The organism is Brevibacillus sp. HB2.2 (assembly GCF_013284275.1).
Taxonomy (GTDB): Bacteria; Bacillota; Bacilli; order Brevibacillales; family Brevibacillaceae; genus Brevibacillus; species Brevibacillus brevis_D.
The window spans coordinates 1-22,305 of sequence record NZ_JABSUV010000037.1 but is presented as its reverse complement, the minus strand read 5'-3'; the positions used below and the strand labels follow the sequence as shown (position 1 = coordinate 22,305).

Here is a 22,305-nt window from a genome sequence, read left to right as displayed (position 1 = left end):
AAAAGCCTCACAAGTGAGCGCAAAAATTCCGAAACCATATATAGATAGATTTCGATTATGGAAGTAGGGAGTGTCACGATGGAAAAGTCTACCTTGATAGGTATAGTTTTAGGTATTGTCGCAGTAGTGGTCGGGATGATCTTGAAGCATGCAAGTCCTATGTCATTACTGAATCCAGCAGCAATTATGATCATCATCGTAGGTACTATTGCTGCCCTTTTCAACGCGTTTCCCATGTCGGAAATGAAGCGTATTCCAGCCCTTTTCAAGATAATTTTTAAAGAACAAAAGCTCCCTGAAAAAAGAGAATTGATCGGTCAGTTTATGAACTGGGCTTCCATCGCTCGTCGCGAAGGATTGCTTGCACTTGAAAACACTTCTGATGAGATTGAAGATCCATTTCTGCGTAACGGTATGAAAATGATCATTGATGGTGGGGAACCGGATTTTGTTCGCGATGTTCTGAATGAAGAAATTCACGCCATTGAAGAGCGCCATCAGGCAGGAGCCCTTGTCTTTAGCCAAGCGGGAAGCTACGCTCCGACACTCGGGGTATTGGGTGCGGTTGTCGGTCTGATTGCCGCCTTGGGTAACTTGAGTGACATCGATGCCTTGGGTATCTCGATTGCGGCTGCGTTCGTAGCTACCTTGCTCGGTATTTTCACGGGTTACGTATTATGGCACCCGTTCGCGACCAAGCTCAAACGAAAATCAAAGGCAGAAATTGAAATCAAAAAAATCATGGTCGAAGGATTGCTCTCCATTCAAGCGGGTGTATCCCCGACTGCGATTGAGCAAAAGCTGCTGGTTTACATTCCATACCAAGAGCGTGCGGAAATGAAAGAAGAAATGAAGGAAGAGAAGAGGGAGGAAGGAGCTGCGGTAAATGGCTAAGCGACCAAAGAGACATGCTCATCATGAAGAGCATATGGACGAGTCTTGGCTAATTCCATACGCGGACTTGCTTACCCTTCTGCTTGCTTTGTTTATCGTGTTGTTCGCCTCTAGCGAGATGGATGCGAAGAAGTTCGACCAAATGGTTCGGTCCTTCAGCGTTGCAATCAACGGCGGTACGGGAGTCATGAACTACCCAAGCCCGGTACCCCTAGACCCGCAGCTTCAACAGCAAACCTTGCACAAAGGCGCACAGGAAGCAGAAAAACAGAAGACAGAAGAAGAAAAGCGTCTGGAAGAAGCGGTCCGCAAAGAGACAGAGGACTTGAAAAAGCTACAGACAAAGCTGGACGGATACATTCAGCAAAACAAGCTACAGGACAAGCTCCAGACGAAGCTGACCGATGAAGGTCTGCTGATCACCATTTTGGACAATGCGTTGTTTGACTCCGGTAAAGCTGATCTGAAACCGGAAGCGAGAAAGCTTGCGAGTGAAATGGCAGGAATGTTGGTGCCGCACCCGAAAAAAGTGACTGTAACTGGTCATACGGACAATGTGCCGATTCGCCGGGCAGAGTTCCCATCCAACTGGGATCTCAGTGCCAAACGTTCTGTTAACTTCTTGAAGGTGCTTCTGGAAAACAAGAATCTAGACCCGACGAAGTTCAGCGCGACAGGCTTGGGAGAATACCATCCGGTAGCGCCGAATACGACGGATGAAGGCAGAGCGAAAAACAGACGGGTAGAGGTAGCGATCCTGCGTGATCTGGCTTCTCCTCCGAAAAATACTGTGAATCCGTAATAATTAAAAGGATAGCTTCCTCGGGAGGCTATCCTTTTTTGTTTTTGTTTATAGTAGCTGTAGTGGAGGGGAAGAAGCCCATTTCCAGTCTACGCTTCGGCCTACGCCCCGCAAGGGGTTAGACTGTCCGCTCCGAAATAAATGTCGGGAGCGCTTCAAAAGTAGAGTTTCGAGGATGCATTCGCAGAGGTTGAAGCTGAAAACCCCCGCCATTTATTTCGGAGCTTGGTAGGGCTCCAGAGGCGCTAGGACTGGAAATGTGCTTCTTCCCACGCGGCTACTGTATTCATCTTGAAAGCAGCATTCATGGGGTCTATTTCTTCTTTATAAAGAAGGTGGAATGACAACAGTTCGCAGAGGAAACAGGAGAAATAAGCGAAGATCTTTGGACACACCTACCGAGGCGCAGTGAAAAAAAGAGAAACTGCCTTTAGCGTCCACCTCTGAGAAGCCTCCTGGATCATCGACTTTGGACGCGGTTTCTCTTTTTTTCACGGAGCCGGGCCCCCCCAGCTCCCGCGCAGGTGTTCCAAGAATCTGAGCGTTTTCTCCTGTTTCCTCCCCACCACAACAGCTAGTCAGAGGAAGCCTCCCCCAATTCCAGCTTCAACTGCCCCATCCGCATTTCGCCCCACTCATACATCATTTCTACTATAGGCAATAAAGTCATCCCCAACTCCGTCATCGAATACTCCACCCGCGGGGGAACCTCCGGGTATACTTCCCGGTGAACAATTCCGTCTTCAATTAGCTCTTTTAACTGATTCGTCAGCATTTTATGAGTGATTTTTGGGAACAGCCGTTGCAGCTCACTGAAGCGATGCGGGCCTTCTACCCCTAAATGCCACAGGATCACGACTTTCCATTTTCCGCTGAACATAGACAAGGTCAGCTCCTTGGAACAGGTGAAATCACCGTTTTTGATTTTTTCCAAGGTTTCTTTCCGCAAATCGGACATAGTTTTCTCCTCACAATTCTATCTTCGGTGCAACAGCTCTAGCAAAGCAAACACTCTTATGTTGCGACACGTTCCCCTCCATCATAAACCGTACAGGATGATTTTTCATTGAGTTTTCCGGTTCATCTTGACAGTGTTCATGAAAATGAAGATAATAAAAATAATAACTAAGTAAACAACTCGGAATACTAAAAATAAAAGAGGTGAGTTCTTTGGAACGGATTTTACAAATACCCAGCGACACGATTTCGTTGACGGCTACCCTGCATGAACCTACATGCACAACAGGCAAGACCAGAGTGAAATACCCGTTGGTTGTCATTTGCCATGGCTTTATCGGCAGTCGGATTGGAGTGAACCGCTTGTTTGTAAAAGCTGCCAGAGAATTAGCTTCACACGGTTTTGGCGTACTGCGCTTCGATTACGGAGGCTGCGGGGAAAGCGATGGCGATTATGGGGCAGGTGGTTTGGACGTCTTGCTTGCACAAACACGAGATGTTCTCGACCATGTTTTCACACTGGAACAGGTAGATCAGGAGCGTGTGTGCCTGCTAGGGCATAGTTTGGGTGGTGCGGTCAGTGTGCTGACAGCGAGCCAGGATAAACGAATACACTCCCTCATTCTATGGGCACCGGTAGCACGTCCCTTCGATGATATCGTTCGGATCGTGGGGGAAAAGGAATACAAGGAAGCACTTTCATACGGAAAAACGGATCATTTGGGCTACGGATTGGAGAAGCGCTTTTTTCAGTCGCTCGGTACTGCTCTCCCGCTACGTCAAGCCAAGCAGTTTGAGGGAGATGTGTTAATCCTGCATGGCAATCGAGATGACGTCATTGCGGTGGATGCTATGTTTCATTATGAGCGAGAGCTGCATCTGCGGAGACGGGGGAGTTGCGAAACAGAAGTAGTTGTAGGGGGAGATCATACTTTTTCCTCGGCGGACAGCTACAAGCGCTTGATAGCGAGTACGAAGAGCTGGTTGAATCGACTGGTTGAGAAGGAGACGGTTGCCGTATAAGAAAAAGGGATGGCCCTGGTGACGGGCTATCCCTTTTTTGCGATATTGGCTTTGATTTCGTTCAAGAGCCCGCGGCAACCCGCATCCACCAGGTCATACACATACGTGAATCGCCCAGTATAATAAGGGTCTTCCACATTTTGTTCCTGGGCAGAATCGGCAAAGTCGAGCAGGCGGTACACCTTTTTACCGGAAGGCGCCATTTGCTTGAGTGCGGACAAATTTTCCTCATCCATGCAGACGATGTAGTCATACTCCGAGAAGTCCTGTGTGACAATTTGGCGAGCACGCAGTGTGTTATGGGCAATCCCATTCTCGGTCAACACTTTTTGTGTACCTTTGTGCGGAGGTTCACCTGTGTGCCAGCCACCGATCCCCGCTGAATCGATGGAGATTTCCCCTGCCAATCCCTCAGACTCTACGAGATGGCGAAATACGGCTTCGGCCATGGGCGAGCGGCAAATATTGCCAAGACAAACAAACAAAACGGTTGTCATATATACGTTCCTCTCTTCCTGTGTGTGATGCTTCTGTATGTTAGAATACCATAAGGAGGCAATCTTCAATGAAAACATATCTGTACCGCATACGTTTTGTCATGGCTGTCATTGTTGTCACCGTTTTACCGATTATCATTACCGGAATCGTATTGGTAAAATCGGCAGAGCAGGCTTTACTGGCGGAAAAGAAACAAAAGCTAATCGCCATCACGCAGCAGCTGGATTTTGCGCTGTCGAAAGATTTTGACACCATCGTCGTGGAAGCTGGATTAGAAAAGGCGGAAAAAGAGCACAAGCTTCAAGCATTAAACGAGAAAATGCAACCGCTTACAGATCGGATCGCTCTAGCCCACCCGGGAATTGGCGTCGGGTATTATTCCGCAGCTCTCGATTCCATCGTGACGTATGGACCCAGCAATGAAATGAGCTTGTACATAGGACAATCAATTAGCGAAACCCATCCGGGTCGCAGTGTCATGCAGACAAGGCAGACTGATGTAGTAATCGGCGAACAAGTACGCGGCAACATCATGAACGCCATGGTTCCGCTCATTCGAAATGATCAAGTGATCGGCTATGCTTGGGCGAATGAGCTCATGTCTACGATCGATATACAACTCGCGGGAATGCGACAAAGCATTTATGCGATTTTGGGCATTGGCTGTATGATCGCAGCAGCGGCCAGCGGTTTGCTCGTCCATCGCTTTGAAGTGATTTTGTCAGAGATCAAGTCAGGGCTGAAGCGGCTTAGCCAAGACCTTTCCTTTCGCTTGAGGAAAATGGACGGAGAGCCTGGAGAAATTACAGGTGCGATTAACAATCTGGCGAGTGATTTGCAGGCTAGCCGTAGCCGCACGGAGACAATCATGAATAGCATGGACAGTGGAGTCCTCGCGTTGGATCAGAGCGGGCACCTGATTGCATGGAATGAGACAGCGATACATATGATTGGCTTCACGTCCAGTCGAGCAAAGGGGATGCATTACACGGAAGTTTTTACAGAGAGTGAGGCCCTCCTTCATATCCTGTTGGATACGCTGCAAAACGGTCAAGCGATTCGGGATGCGATGTGGCGCCATCAGCATCCGGACAGGGGCGTGCTCTGGTTAAAGGTCAGCTCTTCCATTTGGAAAAATACGACAGAGGAAGTGCTGGGGGCGATCGTCGTGCTGGAGGATCGCACACAATGGCGGAGGATGGAGTCAAGGCTGGCTCAAGCTGAGCGGCTGGCGGTCATAGGGGAGTGGGCGACTAGCATTGCCCATGAGGTACGCAATCCGCTGACGGCTATCAAAGCTTTCGCCCAGATCATCGAGGAGGAATGGCCAAAAGACCATGGCTCTCGGGAATACACAGGGATTATTGTGGAGGAAGTCGAACGTCTGAACCGTTTTACTGACGAGCTCTTGTTATTTTCTCGTCCCAATGAAGAGTCGAACGTACCTGTGCGCGTGCAAGAGGTAATCCAGCACACACTTAAGCTGATGGAACATGCCGAGGGCTTCAACGGAGTGAATGTACAGCTTGTTTATAACGAGGATATTCCTGCCGTGATGTCTTCACCAGAGTTGTTAAAGCAGGTGTTTTTAAATATATTGCACAACGCACTGCAAGCAAAGCCTATGGAAGGTCGTATCCAGATTGATATCAAAAACATAAATAATGATGTGCATGTCCAGGTAACGAATGAAGGTCCGCCTATTGCGGAGGAAAATCTGCTGGCTATATTCGAACCGTTTTTCACGACGAAGCAAACAGGTACGGGACTAGGACTGGCGATCTCCCAACGGATTGTGCAAGCATATGGCGGACATATTTTTGCTCAAAATACCCCCGAAGGCGTTTGTTTTACTGTCGTACTACCGATTCGGGCAAAAGGAGGATTGTGATGACGAGCAAAGTGCTGATCGTAGACGACGAGGTCAATGTGAGAAAGGCATTGTCAACTACGCTGCGCAAAATGGGATACGAGCTCCTGGAGGCTGGCAGTGGAGTAGAGGCATTGGAACAGGTCGAACGCTTTTGCCCGGAAGTCATGCTTTTGGATCTGCGTATGCCTCAATTAGACGGCATGGATACGTTGCGCCGCCTGAACGAGAGAAAGGGAAGGCTCCCGAGAGTCGTGATGATGACTGCCTATGGTTCCGCCAGTGACGTCATGGAGGCAATGAAGCTGGGAGCGTTTGATTATGTGCAAAAGCCATTTGACTTGGGGGAGGTCAAACAAGTCGTTGCTCATGCACTCACACAGGGAGAGCTGCTTGAGCAAGGTGAAGTCGGGAAAGTCCTACAGGAAGAGCAAGCGAATCCAAACAGAACCAGCTTGATTGGACTGAGTCCGGCTATGCAAAACGTGTACAAGCTGGTGGGAAAAGTAGCGATGTCTAAAGCCACTGTTTTGATTGAAGGGGAGAGCGGAACAGGCAAAGAGCTCATTGCAAGAGCGATCCATTCCAATAGCCCGCGGGCGGACAAGCCACTCATTCCTGTCAATTGCGGCGCGATTCCTGAAAATTTGCTGGAGAGCGAGTTGTTTGGCTATGAACGGGGTGCATTTACAGGGGCCGTTCATCGCAAGCAAGGACTGTTGGAGCTTGCGAATGGAGGTACTTTGTTCCTTGACGAAGTAGGAGAACTGAGCCTTTCTTTGCAGGTAAAACTGCTACGGTTTTTGCAGGATCGTGTATTTATTCGGGTAGGGGGCATCGAGGCTATATCGGTTGACGTTCGCGTGATTGCTGCCACCAATCGTGATTTGCAGGAAAGAATTCGCCAGGAGCTTTTCCGCGAGGATCTCTACTACCGGCTCAATGTCGTTCCGATTCGCATGCCGCCGCTTCGTGAGCGAAAAGAGGACATTCCTCTGCTAATCCGTCACTTTCTCGCTAAATATGGAAAAGAGGCAGGGAAGCATGATCTCTGCTTGTCCGCTGCTGCCACGGAAGCGCTAATCGCCTATCACTGGCCAGGCAATGTGCGTCAGCTGGAGAATACGATCGAACGGGCTGTGGTTTTGAGCAGAGGAGCAGTTATCGGTCACGAGCATGTCTTATCCCCCATTCAGGATAACAAAATGAGCGAACAGATCCCAGGCCATGGCAAAATCAGCTATGAAGGACGAACCATGCGGGAAATCATTGCCCAGGTCGAGCAGGAAGCAATTGCCCATGCCTTGCGCAAAGAACGCGGCAACAAGCTACAGACAGCGAAAAGGCTAGGCATATCACGGCGGGCACTGCTCTATAAGCTGCAAATGTACGGATTGGATTCAGCAATAGGGGAAAGAGACTAATCGCCTGAAGTGCGCAAACAAGTGCCATACTGTGCAAAAAGTAGTCAGCATTGCAGAGCAATTGTTTTGAAAGCGTATTCATTTTCCTTGAAAAACAGATTGGCATCCCTCTTGCTATATCGGAAGGCATACGTACATGAATGCTTTTGGAAAAGGGGATGAAAATGTGTTTCAAGCTTTAACGAATGCTTCGGTCCGCATGGTGCAACGCTATTTGCCAGATGCCTTTTTATTTGCAATCATTTTGACCTTCCTCGTGTTTGTTGCCGGGATCGTCGTCAATGGCAAAACACCGATGGAAATGGTCAACTACTGGGGAGGCGGCTTCTGGAGCCTGCTCAGCTTTACGATGCAAATGGTCTTGATCCTGATTACAGGTCATACGCTAGCCAGTACGAATATTTGTAAGCGTGGCTTGAATGCCTTGGGATCACTGGCAAAGACGCCAGGACAAGCGATTGTACTCGTCACAGTCGTTTCCTGTGTGGCCAACTGGATCAATTGGGGATATGGGCTTGTCATCAGTGCGCTATTGGCACGCGTTCTTGCCAATCAAGTGGAAAGGGTAGACTATCGATTGCTCGTCGCCAGCGCATATGGCGGATTTGTCGTCTGGCATGGAGGGCTTGCTGGCTCTGTTCCTTTGACAATCGCCACGGAAAAGCATAGCCTGGAAAACATCATCGGTGTTATTCCGACCTCGGAAACGATGTTTTCACCAATGAATCTGACCATCGTAGTCGCAATCATGATTGTCCTCCCGATTGTGAACAGATTCATGATGCCTGCCGAAAAAGATACAATTGTATTCAAGGGCGAAGGGATCGCGCAACAAGAAATGGCTGCTGCTGATTTAACGGTCGACAATACTCCTGCTTCCAAAATGGAAAACAGCCGTTTGATCTCGGTTCTTGTTTCAGCACTCGGAATTATTTATTTGATTTACTATTTTGCTGATAAAGGCTTTAAGCTGAATTTGGATGTCGTCATCATGGGCTTCTTGTTTCTAGGCATACTTCTTCATGGGACACCGCGCAAGTTTTTGGATGCCATGAATGAAGCAGTGAAAACCACGACAGGGATCGTCGTGCAGTTTCCGTTTTATGCAGGGATCATTGGGATGATGACGGCTTCAGGACTGGCAGCGAGTATCTCTCAATGGTTTATCAGCATCTCGACGCCTACTACCTTTCCGCTGTTCACGTTTTGGAGTGCAGGCCTATTGAACATATTCATTCCTTCTGGTGGAGGGCAATGGGCAGTACAGGGACCAATCATGCTGCCTGTTGCCACTGAGCTGGGCGTTTCCCATGCAAAAGTCGCGATGGCCATTGCTTGGGGGGATGCGTGGACGAACCTGATTCAGCCATTCTGGGCGTTACCTGTGCTAGCTCTTGCTGGATTAGGTGCGAGGGATATCATGGGCTACTGCTTGATGATGCTGATCGTGACAGGCGCCATTATCAGCTTGGGCTTCTTGCTTTTTTAGCGAAGCGCGCACGTTCATTGCCAATCACGGCGTTTTTTGATATGATGGTGAGAGTTACCCCAAGAAAAGAACTGCATATATACGGAGTTTTCTAGGGTTCCGCGGTCAGTCATCTGGCCGGTCAGGACCGAGAGAAAACCCACGACCACGGTCGTGTACACGGAGGGATAAAAGCCCGGGAGGAATATCTGTGATGGTATTCACCCGAGGCTTTTTTTGCATTCGGAAAGACTGAGCCATCTTGGATGAGTATGTATTTTGGGGAACGATAAAAACGGATACGTCCGTTGCGATGAGCGAAAAAGAAAGAGGAGGGAGCCAGAAATGGGGAAATATTGGTTGATGGTTGTCGTAGCAGCAGTATTTGAAGTCATGTGGGTAGCGGGCTTGAAGCACGCCGACGGCTTTTGGTCATGGGCGTTGACCATCCTAGCGATTATTATCAGCTTTGGTGTTTTGGTCTATTCAGGGAAAAAGCTGCCGACGAGTACGGTTTATGCGATCTTCGTCGGTTTGGGTACGGCCGGTACCGTTATTAGCGAAATGGTCCTGTTTGGAGAACCGTTCAGCTGGGCGAAAGTAGGCTTGATCGCACTTCTTCTGGGCGGAATCCTTGGGTTGAAGCTGGTCACACCGGATCATGAAGAGAAGCCGAAGAGGGAGGGTGAAGTGGCATGACATGGTTATCCTTAATTTTTGCAGGGTTGTTTGAGGTCGTTGGAGTGATGGGGATTACACAAGTTAACCAAAAGCCTTCGTTCCGCTCGTTTGCGGTTCTGATCGGTGGCTTTTCTCTCAGCTTCTTCCTCTTGTCCTTCGCCATGAAAGAAATCCCTATGGGGACAGCCTATGCGGTTTGGACAGGGATTGGTACGGTAGGAAGCGCTCTGGTCGGGATGTTGTTCTATGGAGAAGCAAAAGACAAGCTGCGAATCTTGTGCATCGCCATGGTGATTATAGCTGTAGCAGGATTGAAATTAGTAGCATAAGGTAGCGGTATCAAGGGTAGGCAGATGTTCCACTTCGGATGTCTGCCTTTTCTTTGTGTATATGTTCCAATTCTCATAAGGAACACTCCTTACGAATAGGGAATAGTAAAGAAAATCATCTCGTTCAAGGAGGGAATGGCAACACCATGGGCTCTTTCTGGGCAACGCTAAAAAAGGGAAATACGTCCTCGGCGACAGCGGCCTTGGGGAACACAGGGCTTGCTATCGCAAAAGGCTTTGCGGCTGTCTATAGTGGGAGTGGAGCCATGTTTGCGTCGGCAATGCATTCGGTAGCCGATGCGGTCAACCAGTTCTTCGTTTTCTTTGGCAGCGTGCTTGCAGAGAAAAAACCGACACCGAGGTTCCCTACAGGCTTTGGTCGTGTCATTAACCTTTTCTGTATGGTCGCGGTAATCGTCGTAACCATCATGGCCTACGAAACCATTATCAAAGGCTTCCATCTCATTTCCGAGCCAGCAAAATCCAGCCACTTTTGGCTGAATTTCATCATTCTCTCTCTGGCGGTCATTGTGGATGGGTACGTACTCGTAAAAGCGATGTTTGAAATCGTTCATGAAGCGCGGGTGGAAGCGAAAGGCTTTGCTGTCATCCCAGCAGCCTTTCGAAATGTAGGACGTGCGGCTCCGCCGACACGACTTGTCTTTTACGAAGACATCGTAGCGACGCTCGGTGCGTTATTGGCGTTGATTGCCGTTATCGTCACTACGTTTACTTCCTTTGCCTTACTGGACGGGATTGCCACCATTCTGATCGGGATTCTCATGGTGGGTGTGGCATTCAAGGTAGGGTACGACAACATGGTCGGTTTAATTGGTATTGCAGCTCCCAAAGAAATCGAGGATCGGGTAGCCAAAGTCATTTTTGCTGATCCAGATGTGACGGACATCAACAAGTTACGAATTGTACAGGAAGGGCGTTTTTACCACGTGGAGAGCTACGTAGAGCTGCGGACTGGATTGAGCCTTGCTGTGGCGGACGATATTAAATACCGCATTCGCGACAGCTTGCTCACTGACCCGGATATTAGCGATGTGACGATGGGGATTTTGGAGGACAATGGCGAGGACGACTGGAAGCCACTTATGGGGCAGAGAACCACATAGACGAAAAAAAGCCCCCACCAGCCATCTAAGCAGGTGTGGGGCTTTGGTTTGTGCTGAGGTGTGATGATTAGGAGACGGTCAACAGTTCTTGTTGCTCCGATTCATCTTTGTCCAAATGCGTAATCAGAACGCGTGTGACACGGTGATGATCCATCTGTTTGACGGTGAACAGGTGGTTTTCCCATTCGACTGTTGCACCAACAGCGATGTCTTCTTCCAGCTGGCTGTACAGCCAACCACCAATCGTGTCTACATCTTCGGATTCGAGCTCGAACGGAAGATGGTCATTCAGGTCAGCCAACACGAGCATACCGGATACGGAGAGGCCATTATCCAGCTTCTCAATCTCTGGTCTTTCCTCGTCAAACTCGTCTTGGATATCCCCAACGATTTCTTCTAAAATATCCTCCATCGTCACGAGACCGGCTGTTCCGCCGTACTCGTCGATGACAATAGCAAGCTGCGAACGGTTTTTTTGCATCAGACGCAATACCGTGCTGATTTCCATGGTTTCCGGTACAGTCAGGACGGGGCGGAGCAACGAATCCAGCTCTACGCTTCCCTCTTGTAAGGCAGAGAGGTAAAAGTCTGTCGCATGGACAAAACCAATGATGTTGTCCTTGTCCTCAGCTGCAACTGGAAAACGGGTGTGGCGCTGCGAGCGAATAATCTCCAGGTTTTCTTCAAAGGTATTCGTCGTATATAAGCAAACCATATCAATGCGCGGGATCATTGTTTCCCGAGCAACGGTTTCGGAGAAGTCAAAAACTTGTTCCACAAGGGCCAATTCGGTTTGGTCGATATGGCCACTTTGGTGACTTTGGTTGACCAGAAGGCGAATTTCTTCTTCTGTATGCGCCGCTTCATGTTCTGAGATGGCTTCGAGTCCCAGACGTCTCATGAGAGCGTTGGCGGTTCCGTTCAAGAACCAGATTGCAGGGTAAAGCAATTTATAGAAAAACATCAATGGCGCGGCAACCCACAACGAGGTCATTTCTGCTTTTTGAATGGCCAATGATTTCGGAGCCAACTCACCCAAGACAATGTGGAGGAACGTAATAATCGCAAAGGCTACACCAAAAGAAATCGCGGAGATCGCATATTCAGGCAATCCAGAAGATCCAAGCAAAGGCTCCACAATCATATGGGCAATGGCCGGTTCCCCGACCCAACCCAGTCCCAGCGAGGCGAGAGTGATCCCGACCTGGCAGGCAGATAGGTAAGCGTCTAGCTTATGCGTTACTTTTTGGGCATAGACTGCACGTCTGTTACCTTCATTCACCATCTGTGTCAGGCGCGTTTGTCGCACCTTCACGAGTGAGAACTCTGCGGCTACGAAAAAGCCGTTGAGAAAAACAAGAAATATAACAAGCAGTAGGTTGAGCACTATCGGGACGGTGTCCAAGTAAAAAGTCATCCTCTCTGGAATTTTATGAAAGTACTATTTTCTATTTTACTCTGATTGGGTGGAACGTACAAAAGCGATATACCACCATAGAGGGCGTTTCTGCCCTTTTGGTCGGCAAGAGCGACCCTCAGATAACCGTAGCGCACGTTTTTGCGCTCGGAGAAGGCCGCAGATAGGCATCCATTTTTGTCAAGCAGCGCAGAGTGCAAGCGGTTACCTGTGCAGTATTTGTTGGGCGTAGACGAAAAACGCTGACAGTACAGCAGCGAGACCGAGATAGGCAACTAACACTTTCCACTTCGTAGAAGCAGGTGCATCGTAGTACGTAGTTAGCTGGTGCATTTGCTCATCCAGTTCGGCTAACCTCTCTTGCGCTGCACGCTCTCCATCACGAAGAGTATCAGATGGGATCGGTCGGTTCGGGTCCGAATCGTAATACAGAACAGGCTCTCGTTCCCACAGTCTGAACAGTTCCCATTTTCTGTTCACATACACTTTATCGAGTCGCTTGAAGTCACGCTGAAGGCGTTGTTTGTCCTGCACAAATGGAACGTAAAATTTCTTCAAGTCTTCCTGGTTGATCGCATTTACCTCGGCATTCATTTGCGTGCGAACATCCCATGTCGATTCCAGTGCGGGCCATTCGGCTATGCTTTGCTGGAAGTCTGCAATCCTTTCGCGCTCGTATTGCAGGAGCTTTTGTTGATAGCTGCCACGTAGGCGGTTGTACCACGTAATCAAGCCGATGATGAAAATGATCACAGTAATCGGTCCTGGGTTGGCGAACAGCATAACCCCCAGACCGACTAACCCGATAAACCAAATCTTCGTGGACAATACCGATACGATGCGTCCGCCATCCAGCGGGGAGATAGGCAGCAGGTTAAATAAATTGAGCATGGCGCCCAAATAGATAACCAACCCCCAGAAAGGGTCCTGCGTATACCAATACAGCGGAAGGGCAGGCAAGAAAGCAATCATCCCCGCCAAGGGTCCGCCGTAGGCTAAGTACGCCTCCGTTTTTGCATCACGCGGCATGTCCTTCATGGCGATGAAGGCTCCCGCAAAAGGAATAAAAACAGCGGGTGAAGTCGCGATTCCTTTTCGTTTGGCGGCAATCACATGACCCATTTCGTGGACGAAGATCAGATAGACGAGAGCTACGGCGAATTTCCATCCGTAAAAAGCGGCATACGCCCACAAGGTAATCCCCATGGATATAATGGTGGTTCCGAATTTCGAAAACTTCAGTAAGCTAAGTATCCATTTTAAATTGGCAAGTAAGAAAGCACCGATCGCCAAAAGGACTGAACGGCTTTTTTTCATTGTTTTTCCTCCCAGAAGATATAGGCAGATATTCTTTCTTACGAATCAAGCAGATAGAAGTTTCTGTCTAGTTGCCATCCAGATGAGGATTAGTGAAGTGAAAGCCGTACTCGCCATAGAGCGGATTGTAGCTCAGTTGTCCCCCGTCGAAATACCAGAAATCAGTTGGACGAATGACAAATCGCAACCCCTCTACTTCAAACACAGCATCATCGGTGAGGGCCTCATCTTTTTCAATCGCATAAAACATGCCACCGGTCCCGGGGCCGCTTGTTCGTACATATAATCGAAGCGTATCTCCAGGTACAAACCCGGCATAACGTTGATAGGCAAGGGAAAACGCTGGCTCTATCGCAAGTGTGATACTCATGGACTAGCTCCTTTCTGCTACTTGTCTTCCATTGTAACACAAGTCAGAGTAGTGTCCCGAGACTCAAGGTGCAAGCGCAATCCAAAAACACCCGTCCAGTCAGAAGTGCCTCTGCCGAACGGGCTTGCATGAAAAAGCTGGTATTAGTCCCTGCCTTTGCTCACGTCGAGGGTAGGATGCATAAAACGCGCTCTATCTGGTTCTTCTTGATCCTCAAGGAGCTCACGGTTTTCTATCGAGTTCCAGCCAATGTCATTGGTCGGATGTACCCACTCATCCCCTGACATGATGGAGGGGTCGGTTTCTGTGCTCCAGTTGTGTAAGGGAGATTCCTTGGACTCGTACAAGCTGTCACCGATGACGACCCCGAACTCATTGACGAATGGCTTTTGAATCGTACGAGACGAGTTTTTGAAGTCAGGAGCACTGATTTGATGCGGTAGCGTCCCATCGAGGGAAATATCCTTCGTCTGATCGTTCTTTTGCTTCTCGTTATCCATCATCTGGACCTCCTTTTATCCCATAGCATGCATCAGTCACTGACCCCTTATTCGGTTTCGGGAAGGGAGCTTGCGCCGAGCCCAAATGAGACGCAGCCGCATAGGCTAAAAAAGGGGGGAGATCTGATGCTAACGAGTGCGATCATTCCCGTCAGAGATACAACCCATCAGCTTCTGTATACTTTGTTTATCCTGAACTTGCATTGCTGATTTTGAAAAATATGAAGTGATCGTGCTGGATAACGGCTCCAGTTCTGATAACGTCTTAATTCGATTTGAGGGGGATGTGAGATGGGGCTGATCGGTCTAGTCCGATCTTTTGAGATTACATACGGTGAGGATGGGGTGCTCATGTTGGCGGTTGCCCAGCCAGCCTCTCAAGCAGGTAATCAGGATTGGTTTTCTACAACCGAACGTTAAACTTTTTGATATAGGTCCTTCAATTAAAGGAATCTCGGTCATTTATGCCACGACATCGAAAATCTCAGAATAGGTCAAATCTACTGGGCCAAGTAATTAACATTCAAGCATAAGTAGCGAACTAATGAAATTTATTTGATAATATGTGGAATTTATTGAAAAATAATAATATAAACTAATTCACTTGGGGGAGGGAGCGACAATTTGTATTAATGTTAGTAGGTCTTATTTACGGTTTGGTGACTATGTTTTTTTTGAGTTTTATCATTTCTTTTCTCGGAGATTTCGCAGCTGGCGGCATGTCGGTTGGGGGAGCATCGTTTGGGGGATGGTTATGGTTTTTTGCGACATCCCTATTTCCTGTCTCTGTTATTTCTGGTATTTCAGGTTACTTCCAGGCATTCAGGAACATTCGCCTATGGGTATATTGGGTTTTATGTGCTTTTCTAGGTTTTATAATCCCCCTTTTCATGGGGTCTGTTGGTGCTACGTTGATGCTTATTTTAGAGTATGGCTTTGAGCGTGTAATGACCCCGTCAACAGAGATTACAGCGAATGATATCATGCATGACTATTTTAAATTAGCACCCCTATATGCCCTGATAGTACTACCAGTTACGACACCCTTTTTGGCTCTTTGGCTTAAAGGAATGCAAGCTTTTCTAACCTATGTTGAAAATAAGTGGAAAAAGGAGACTTTGTGAGCTGTAAGGATCGAATCTCCTTCGAACCGGCCAGATCATCGTGTTAATTTTTAAAAAACATTCCCTTCAATTGCATACTCATGAATGATTCTCTCTTCCAGTCCCCCTAGACTCATCAAACTTTAGAAAGAGTAAAAATCGCCGAGCATAATGGCTGCCCGGCGGTTTTTTTGTTAGCGGTTTTCTTTTAGCCTTTCTTGTGGTTCACTATTAATGGAGCCGTCAGAACGGACAGCCTCGGATTGGGCTTTGGGTCCTCGGATTTCAGCGGTTTTTCCAAAATCTTTTTCTTTGTTGCGAACCATGTGATGTCCTCCTCTTTGTAAAAGATGAAGATAGTATGACCCGGATGGGGCCAGAGAATGAGGACAGAATGAGGATAGGGAAAGGGTGGCAATTCAAATGGCAAAAAAACAACGAAAACCACAGCGTCAACCAGAGACAACGACTGCGACAGACGCGAAAAGCGGATTGAACAGTTTGAAGGATATGCTGAATGCAGATGCGCTCGGAGCACTCAAGCAGCTTGAAAAAGACATGAAGACAGAAGGCGAGCGCAAAGAAAAGGAAGCCGCCGAACAAAAGCGCCGGGAGCAGGAAGAACGCGAGCGCAACAAGAGCTTTGCTGAGCTTTTGAACGATTACGAGAAAAAAGGCGGAGGCAAGTACAGCTAATGCGAGATGGACGGCAAACGGACCGACCGGATACTTCCAAAAACGGTTTGATGAAAAAGCGGCAACAAGATATCAAGGACGAGTCCATAAAAGAACGGGGCCGGATGGTCCTCGGTCGATTGGGCAAAAAGGACCCGAAGAAGTGATTTTTTCTCTCTCATTCCCATATAGCTAGGAGTGAGGGGAGGGAGGTCATGGGGACAATCCTGCTCCTGTTTAGCCTCTTGTGTGTGGCAGTAGGGACCTGGAAGTTAATCGGGATCTACAAGGCAGAAAAGGCTGACAGCAAGCCGCTCTGGTGGACAGTCGCGAGCGTGGGGATTGCGCTTTTTTTTCTTTTGAAGCTGGTAACGGATACGTTGCCAACATAAACAAGCACCTGTAGCCAGAGAGCTTACAGGTGCTTGTTTTTTCATAAAGGCTACTCCATTATTCGTAGCGCAGTGCTTCGATTGGATCGAGCTTAGCTGCCTTATTGGCCGGATAGAGGCCGAAGAAAATACCGATGGCACTGGAGAAGCCAAATGCGATAAACACGCTGTTCCAGGACATAAGTGGCGGCAACTGTGCAAAATAGGCAATGATCGAAGCGATACCAAGGCCGAACAACACCCCGATTAATCCACCGATCAAGCAGACGATGACCGATTCAATCAAAAACTGAATCAAAATATCTCGTCGGCGTGCCCCTAATGCTTTGCGAATTCCGATTTCGCGAGTACGCTCTGTTACGGATACGAGCATGATGTTCATCACGCCGACGCCGCCAACCACGAGGGAGATACCTGCGATGATACTGAAGATCAGCGTCAAGGTGCCCGTCATTTGATTAAACTGATCCATCGATTCCTGCATGCTGCGAACTCTGTAATGATCTTCCTTTTGATGCTTGCGGCTCAAGTACTGTTTGACCTGCTGCATGGCTGGATCGACAGAGGCTTTATCGATCGCTTTTCCCATGATCATTTGGACAGAAGGCTCTTCCTGCAGGCTCATTTCGTAACGGATGGGCATAATCGCTCCGTAGCTCGTTGCCATATCAAACTTGAACTTCTCTTCCGTGTACGTTCCGATTACGACGAGAGATTGATTCCCCCAGCGAACACGCTGACCAATCGGGCTCATTTGACCGAACAGCTTTTGAGCAAGAGCTTCCTCTAGAACGATGACAGCGCGTTGCTCTTTGTCATCCACCTCGTTGAAAAGTCGTCCTTTTGCCACCTTCAAGGTTGATTGCATCGAAAAATAATCAGCAGTGGAGGCGGTGAGGTTGACGCGCTCTTCTTTTTTCGGCCCCTTCAAATCAATCGTACTGGAGTTGGAAGGGACGATGTATTCAATGGCAGGACTAATCCTGCCGAGCACCTCTGTATCTTCCACGGTCATATCTTCTGCGGCAATCTCTTCTTTTGTCTCCCAATTGATGAAGACGTTAAACGTGTTTTGCCCGAACTTTTCCATCTCTTCGTTGATGGCTTTTTGTCCACCTTCACCGAGTGCCGTGACGACAATGACGGAGGTAATCCCGATGATGATCCCGAGCATGGTCAAGATCGAGCGCATTTTGTTCGCCCAAATACCTTCCACGGCGGTGTTAAAGCTTTCCATAAAATTCATGTGACAATCACCTCGTCAGACGGCTTGGAGAATATTCGCTCCGTAACCTTTTCATCGCGAATGATCACGCCATCCTTGAAAGTCACAATCCGCTCAGCATGCTGGGCGATATCCAATTCGTGGGTAACCAGAATGATCGTAACGCCCTGGGCATGCAGCTCCTGAAACATGGCCATAATTTCGACTCCAGAGCGGCTATCCAGATTTCCCGTGGGTTCATCTGCCAACAGGATGGCTGGTTTATTGACCAGTGCTCTAGCAATTGCTACACGCTGTTTTTGACCACCGGATAGCTGGGTTGGTTTATGATCCATGCGTTCAGCCAGTCCCACTCGTTTGAGTGCTTCTGTAGCCCGTTTGCGCCGTTCTGAGCGACTGACATTGGCGTACATCATCGGCAGCTCTACATTGTGCAAGGAGGAAGAGCGGGCGAGTAGATTAAACGATTGGAACACAAAGCCGATCTTTTGGTTGCGAACAACGGCGAGCTCCGTATCTTTCAAGCTGCTGACCTCAATGCCGTCTAACATGTACGAGCCAGAATCTGGACGATCCAGACAGCCTAGCATGTTCATAAACGTCGACTTCCCTGATCCTGATGGCCCCATGATGGCAACGAATTCGCCTTGTTCCACCAGCAGGGAGACACCTTTTAAGATGGGCAGTACGGTATCACCCGTCTTGTATGCTTTCGTCAAGCCTTCTACATGAAGCATCGTCGGCTGACCTCCTTCTTTACGTGTTACATGCCCATTGGTGCGCCGCCGCCACTCATCGGCATGACAGGTGTTCCTTCAGTCAGGGATTCGACAGGGCCAAGAATTACTTGCTCATCACCGTTAAGTCCAGACTTGACGTGAGAGAACAACTCATTTTCCATACCGGTTTGGACTTTCTGTTTTTTCGCCACACCATTGTCAGATACCCAAACAAAGGTGCTGCCGTCAGCATCTTGCTGTACAGCTTCGATTGGCACTTGCAAGGCATTATCGATTTTTTCGACGGAGATGTTGATGTCCACATGGAAGCCAGGCTTCAAAGCAGATAGATCTCCAGATGGCTTGAGGGTAACTTTGACGCGTGTTTTTTCACCTTGCCCCGACTTGGTGGCAGTAGTGATCGCGGTTGGAGAGATGCGCACTACTTCCGCATTCAGCTTTTTCTTTCCGAGTGTCACGCCTTCAATCGTGGCAGATTGACCGATTTTGAGCTTATTGACATCGGATTCGTTGATATCTGCTTCAACCAACAGATTGTTCAGATTGGCAAGGGTCAAGATTTCTGTTCCCTTGTTGACGTATTGACCGTTATCAGCTGCAACGCCAATGACGGTTCCATCCATAGGTGCTACGACGACGCTTTGGACACGTTCTTTATTCAACTGTGCTTTTTCTACATTCAGCTTGTTGATTTGGGCTTGCTGAGCGGCAATGTCTTCCTTGCGTGGCCCCTTTTGCTTGAGAGCGAGCTGTTGCTTGGCGACATTCAGCGTAGATAGAGTACTTTCCATTTGTGATTTCAACTTGTCCAGCTCTTGCTGGGTAGAAGCGCCAGAAGTGAATAATTGATTCATCCGGTCATATTCTCGCTTTGCCGCATCGTATTCACGCTGGGCTTGGGAGACACGTTCTCTGTCCTGTGCGACTTCTTCCGGTTCGTTGCCGATTTGTGCCTTGGCGAGGTTGGCTTTGGCCAATTCCATTTGCGCTTCCAGCTCAAGAATTCGGCTATCGACATCGGACGTGTCGATTTTCGCGATCACTTGTCCCTTTTTCACCTTGTCGCCTTCTTTAACGACAAACTCACGTAAGGTTCCAGTGACGTTGGCGTACTGTTTGAGCTTGTCTTCTACGGTGACGAGCCCTGATGTCAAAACCTTGCTTTCCAAAGCTGATTTCGTTGGTGCGCCGATGTTGACAGGCATTCCCATAGCTTGTTGCGATCCCATCATGGAAAACGCAACGCCCCCGATGCCCAGGAGGACTACGACGGAACCGATGATCCACCATCGTTTTTTCATGTTCATTCTCCTTGCTTTGGTAAGAACCATATTATTTCATTGCTCGAAAGGGTTTTACGGTAGTGATGGAAAAAGGTAACATAAAACGTCGAATGTTCACATTTCGGACACAATTAAACGCATTTTGATACGTTTTATCGGGAAGTTCTTTGCCGCCAATTGCCGTGATATCATAGATAAAGATGAGATGACGTTCCTCGGAGGGGAGCTATGAACAAAACGATTCGTTTTGATTACGCCAACGCTCGAGCCTTTGTCAAACAGCATGAGTGGGAGCAGCTTTCTCCAGCGATCGAAATGGCGCATCAAATGCTTCATTCAAGGACTGGACCGGGCAAGGATTATCTTGGTTGGGTCGATTGGCCGGAAAAATACGACCGGGATGAGTATGAGCGAATTCGCCAAGCGTCAGTTCGGATTCAATCGGATTCAGATGTGCTTCTGGTGATTGGCATCGGAGGCTCGTATCTCGGGGCAAAAGCGGTGCTTGACATTTTGGGTCACAGCTTTTACAATTTGCTGCCGAAGTCCAAGCGACGTTTTCCAGAGATTTATTTTGTGGGCAACAATATAAGTCCGATTTATATCTCTCATCTGATGGACGTATTGGAAGGGAAAAATGTGTCCATCAACGTCATTTCAAAATCGGGCACGACGACAGAGCCCGCTATCGCGTTTCGACTTTTTCGGGAATGGCTGGAAAAGAAATACGGACGTGAAGAGGCCAAAAAACGAATTTACATTACGACGGATAAGCAGCGAGGAGCCCTGAAAAAGCTGGCGGATGATGAGGGCTATGCGTGCTTTGTCATTCCGGATGATATCGGTGGGCGATATTCAGTCTTGACCGCGGTTGGATTGTTGCCGATCGCTGTAAGCGGGGCGAACATGGATGCACTCATGCAAGGGGCCAGGGACGCACGCGAGCGCTACATGGTCATGGATTTGCGCGATAACCCATGCTATCAGTATGCGGCGATTCGCAATGCACTCTATCGAAAAGGCAAGACAGTGGAGCTGTTGGTCAGCTATGAACCGCAGTTTCGCTACTTTGCGGAGTGGTGGAAGCAGCTTTTCGGGGAATCGGAGGGCAAGGACGGCAAAGGAATTTTTCCGGCTTCTGCCGAGTTTTCAACGGACTTGCACTCGTTGGGTCAATATATACAGGACGGCATGAGGCATTTGTTTGAGACCGTTGTGTCTGTGACGAAGCCCCTTGTTGATTTGACTGTTCAGGAGGACCCCGCTGACGTCGATGGATTGAATTTTTTGACTGGAAAACGAATGGGGTATGTCAATAAAAAGGCTTTCGAGGGAACAGTGCTGGCCCATGTGGACGGCGGTGTGCCGAATCTGCTTGTGGAAATACCGGAGGCGACAGCTTACTATCTCGGTGGACTGATTTACTTTTTTGAAAAGGCATGCGGAATCAGCGGCTATTTGCTAGGCGTCAATCCGTTTGATCAGCCAGGGGTGGAGGCGTACAAGGCCAATATGTTTGCCTTGCTGGGCAAGCCGGGCTACGAGCGGCAGAAAGCGGAACTGGAGGCAAGATTGCTCGAGAATAAGACGTATTTGACCGTTGAGGAGACAGCCGCCTATTTGGAGCTTCCCGAGACGTTTATTATGGAAAAAATCAAGCAGGGACGCATCCGTGCTGTTCATGACGGCAATGAGTATATCATTAATAAAGAGCAATTCAATCATCATCTGGAGGAAATTCGCAAGCTCCAGGAGTTCGAGGATGCCGCGCGTCATGAACCGATTCCGGAGAGCTACGATGTGAAGGATGAGGATTAACCAGCGGACGTGCTTGTCAGATGGCGGCAAACAGGACTATACTTACAAAGGAATATCATAATGAACAAGCAACTTGGGGAGTCCTTCATGCGGGGCTGAGAGGATGGAAGCAATCGACCATCGACCCATTGCACCTGATCCGGATCATGCCGGCGCAGGGATACGGTTGCCGGCAGACAGCGCTTTTCGCTTGAGTGTTACCTATGCGCATGTAGCCCACCTTTTCCTGCTTGGGAACTGGTGGGCTTTTTGTTATGGAGTGGGCATGTGGCTGTAGGGGAGAGAAGAATATTTCCAGTCTAGGCTCCAGGCTCCGTCCTGCTGGGGGTTAAGACTGCCCGCTACGAAGGGATTCGCGGGGAAACGCAAAAGTGGTAGCCGCTTCGTAGCCCGGG

At 48.7% G+C, this 22,305-nt stretch carries 25 protein-coding genes, 1 pseudogene and 2 riboswitches; of the genes and pseudogenes, 16 read left to right on the top strand and 10 right to left on the bottom strand.

Translation table 11 applies throughout. From position 1 onward, the window contains the following. The first annotated feature begins 78 nt into the window (after positions 1–78). Both motA and motB read left to right on the top strand, forming a co-directional pair. Entirely contained in the window at positions 79–894 is an 816-nt protein-coding gene (gene motA / locus HP401_RS22830) for a flagellar motor stator protein MotA (protein WP_012684607.1), read from the top strand. Continuing rightward, positions 887–1,696 carry a flagellar motor protein MotB gene (gene motB / locus HP401_RS22825; RefSeq protein WP_064202361.1) on the top strand — a complete coding sequence of 270 codons (810 nt, stop codon included), beginning with the start codon at positions 887–889 and terminating at the stop codon, positions 1,694–1,696. Before motA ends, motB begins: the two co-directional genes overlap by 8 nt. A 574-nt stretch (positions 1,697–2,270) precedes the next feature. Here the strand turns inward: motB and HP401_RS22820 are convergent. Beyond that, entirely contained in the window at positions 2,271–2,654 is a 384-nt protein-coding gene (locus HP401_RS22820; protein ID WP_106785573.1) for a winged helix-turn-helix transcriptional regulator, read from the bottom strand. A 203-nt stretch (positions 2,655–2,857) separates the two neighbouring features. On the opposite strand from HP401_RS22820, the gene HP401_RS22815 reads away from it, so the two are divergent. Further along, a complete protein-coding gene (locus HP401_RS22815) occupies positions 2,858–3,676 on the top strand; it encodes an alpha/beta hydrolase family protein (RefSeq protein ID WP_173606632.1) in 819 nt (272 codons plus the stop codon). Between the two features lie 26 nt (positions 3,677–3,702). On the opposite strand, the gene HP401_RS22810 is transcribed toward HP401_RS22815, so the two are convergent. After that, complete coding sequence (locus tag HP401_RS22810) at positions 3,703–4,173, bottom strand: low molecular weight protein-tyrosine-phosphatase (RefSeq protein WP_173606631.1); 471 nt, start codon at positions 4,171–4,173, stop codon at positions 3,703–3,705. Positions 4,174–4,241: 68 nt separating this feature from the next. Between HP401_RS22810 and atoS the strand changes: the two genes are divergently transcribed. The 6 genes from atoS (at position 4,242) to HP401_RS22780 (ending at position 11,070) form a co-directional block, all read left to right on the top strand. Beyond that, positions 4,242–6,065, top strand: coding sequence for a two-component system sensor histidine kinase AtoS (atoS, locus tag HP401_RS22805; protein ID WP_173606630.1), 1,824 nt, complete (start codon positions 4,242–4,244; stop codon positions 6,063–6,065). Then, the gene (locus tag HP401_RS22800; RefSeq protein ID WP_173606629.1) at positions 6,065–7,468 is read left to right on the top strand and encodes a sigma-54-dependent transcriptional regulator; all 1,404 of its coding nucleotides are present in this window, start codon (positions 6,065–6,067) and stop codon (positions 7,466–7,468) included. Before atoS ends, HP401_RS22800 begins: the two co-directional genes overlap by 1 nt. Before the next feature lie 166 nt (positions 7,469–7,634). Continuing rightward, a complete protein-coding gene (locus HP401_RS22795; RefSeq protein ID WP_173606660.1) occupies positions 7,635–8,957 on the top strand; it encodes a short-chain fatty acid transporter in 1,323 nt (440 codons plus the stop codon). Positions 8,958–9,037: 80 nt separating this feature from the next. Beyond that, positions 9,038–9,141: riboswitch (guanidine-I (ykkC/yxkD leader) on the top strand. Positions 9,142–9,281: 140 nt separating this feature from the next. Further along, a complete protein-coding gene (locus HP401_RS22790) occupies positions 9,282–9,635 on the top strand; it encodes a DMT family transporter (RefSeq protein ID WP_064202356.1) in 354 nt (117 codons plus the stop codon). Further along, positions 9,632–9,946: a DMT family transporter gene (locus HP401_RS22785; protein ID WP_016738882.1), complete on the top strand. Its 315-nt coding sequence runs from the start codon at positions 9,632–9,634 to the stop codon at positions 9,944–9,946. The genes HP401_RS22790 and HP401_RS22785 overlap by 4 nt, the downstream gene beginning before the upstream one ends. 146 nt (positions 9,947–10,092) lie before the next feature. Next, positions 10,093–11,070, top strand: coding sequence for a cation diffusion facilitator family transporter (locus HP401_RS22780; RefSeq protein WP_142498230.1), 978 nt, complete (start codon positions 10,093–10,095; stop codon positions 11,068–11,070). Positions 11,071–11,137: 67 nt separating this feature from the next. Here the strand turns inward: HP401_RS22780 and HP401_RS22775 are convergent, their stop codons facing one another. From HP401_RS22775 to HP401_RS22760, 4 genes are all read right to left on the bottom strand, one after another. Continuing rightward, positions 11,138–12,475: a hemolysin family protein gene (locus HP401_RS22775; RefSeq protein WP_172142609.1), complete on the bottom strand. Its 1,338-nt coding sequence runs from the start codon at positions 12,473–12,475 to the stop codon at positions 11,138–11,140. 216 nt (positions 12,476–12,691) lie between these two features. Then, on the bottom strand, positions 12,692–13,804 hold the full coding sequence (locus tag HP401_RS22770; RefSeq protein WP_012684619.1) for a site-2 protease family protein: 1,113 nt from the start codon (positions 13,802–13,804) through the stop codon (positions 12,692–12,694). 67 nt (positions 13,805–13,871) lie between these two features. Continuing rightward, positions 13,872–14,174: an iron-sulfur cluster biosynthesis family protein gene (locus tag HP401_RS22765; RefSeq protein WP_173606628.1), complete on the bottom strand. Its 303-nt coding sequence runs from the start codon at positions 14,172–14,174 to the stop codon at positions 13,872–13,874. 143 nt (positions 14,175–14,317) lie between these two features. Continuing rightward, a complete protein-coding gene (locus HP401_RS22760) occupies positions 14,318–14,674 on the bottom strand; it encodes a DUF3905 domain-containing protein (RefSeq protein WP_142498342.1) in 357 nt (118 codons plus the stop codon). Between the two features lie 291 nt (positions 14,675–14,965). On the opposite strand from HP401_RS22760, the gene HP401_RS33190 reads away from it, so the two are divergent. Together HP401_RS33190 and HP401_RS22755 are read left to right on the top strand one after the other, a co-directional pair. Beyond that, complete coding sequence (locus HP401_RS33190) at positions 14,966–15,094, top strand: hypothetical protein (RefSeq protein WP_256435385.1); 129 nt, start codon at positions 14,966–14,968, stop codon at positions 15,092–15,094. A 245-nt stretch (positions 15,095–15,339) separates the two neighbouring features. Next, on the top strand, positions 15,340–15,798 hold the full coding sequence (locus HP401_RS22755; RefSeq protein WP_254457153.1) for a hypothetical protein: 459 nt from the start codon (positions 15,340–15,342) through the stop codon (positions 15,796–15,798). 173 nt (positions 15,799–15,971) lie between these two features. On the opposite strand, the gene sspK is transcribed toward HP401_RS22755, so the two are convergent. Beyond that, the gene (sspK, locus tag HP401_RS22750; protein ID WP_007724732.1) at positions 15,972–16,103 is read right to left on the bottom strand and encodes a small acid-soluble spore protein K; all 132 of its coding nucleotides are present in this window, start codon (positions 16,101–16,103) and stop codon (positions 15,972–15,974) included. 97 nt (positions 16,104–16,200) lie between these two features. On the opposite strand from sspK, the gene HP401_RS22745 reads away from it, so the two are divergent. From HP401_RS22745 to HP401_RS22735, 3 genes are read left to right on the top strand one after another with little or no spacing between them, the layout of a single operon-like run. Continuing rightward, positions 16,201–16,473 (top strand): DUF3886 domain-containing protein, encoded by a 273-nt coding sequence (locus tag HP401_RS22745; RefSeq protein WP_012684623.1) that lies wholly within the window; start codon positions 16,201–16,203, stop codon positions 16,471–16,473. Continuing rightward, positions 16,473–16,619 carry a hypothetical protein gene (locus HP401_RS22740; RefSeq protein WP_007724729.1) on the top strand — a complete coding sequence of 49 codons (147 nt, stop codon included), beginning with the start codon at positions 16,473–16,475 and terminating at the stop codon, positions 16,617–16,619. The genes HP401_RS22745 and HP401_RS22740 overlap by 1 nt, the downstream gene beginning before the upstream one ends. 48 nt (positions 16,620–16,667) lie before the next feature. Further along, entirely contained in the window at positions 16,668–16,844 is a 177-nt protein-coding gene (locus tag HP401_RS22735; protein WP_007724726.1) for a hypothetical protein, read from the top strand. A gap of 58 nt (positions 16,845–16,902) precedes the next feature. Here the strand turns inward: HP401_RS22735 and HP401_RS22730 are convergent, their stop codons facing one another. The 3 genes from HP401_RS22730 to HP401_RS22720 are packed head-to-tail and all read right to left on the bottom strand — an operon-like array spanning position 16,903 to position 20,110. After that, complete coding sequence (locus HP401_RS22730; protein ID WP_173606626.1) at positions 16,903–18,090, bottom strand: ABC transporter permease; 1,188 nt, start codon at positions 18,088–18,090, stop codon at positions 16,903–16,905. Next, positions 18,087–18,806 carry an ABC transporter ATP-binding protein gene (locus HP401_RS22725; RefSeq protein WP_007724719.1) on the bottom strand — a complete coding sequence of 240 codons (720 nt, stop codon included), beginning with the start codon at positions 18,804–18,806 and terminating at the stop codon, positions 18,087–18,089. Before HP401_RS22725 ends, HP401_RS22730 begins: the two co-directional genes overlap by 4 nt. A 26-nt stretch (positions 18,807–18,832) precedes the next feature. After that, positions 18,833–20,110 (bottom strand): efflux RND transporter periplasmic adaptor subunit, encoded by a 1,278-nt coding sequence (locus HP401_RS22720; RefSeq protein ID WP_173606625.1) that lies wholly within the window; start codon positions 20,108–20,110, stop codon positions 18,833–18,835. Positions 20,111–20,320: 210 nt separating this feature from the next. Here HP401_RS22720 and HP401_RS22715 point away from each other — a divergent pair. Then, positions 20,321–21,667 (top strand): annotated as a pseudogene (locus tag HP401_RS22715) (glucose-6-phosphate isomerase); the annotation flags it as partial. After that, positions 21,665–21,910, top strand: coding sequence for an excisionase family DNA-binding protein (locus tag HP401_RS35640; RefSeq protein WP_309145151.1), 246 nt, complete (start codon positions 21,665–21,667; stop codon positions 21,908–21,910). The pseudogene HP401_RS22715 and the gene HP401_RS35640, both read left to right, overlap by 3 nt. 64 nt (positions 21,911–21,974) lie before the next feature. After that, positions 21,975–22,091: riboswitch (TPP riboswitch) on the top strand. The last annotated feature ends 214 nt before the right edge of the window (positions 22,092–22,305 follow it).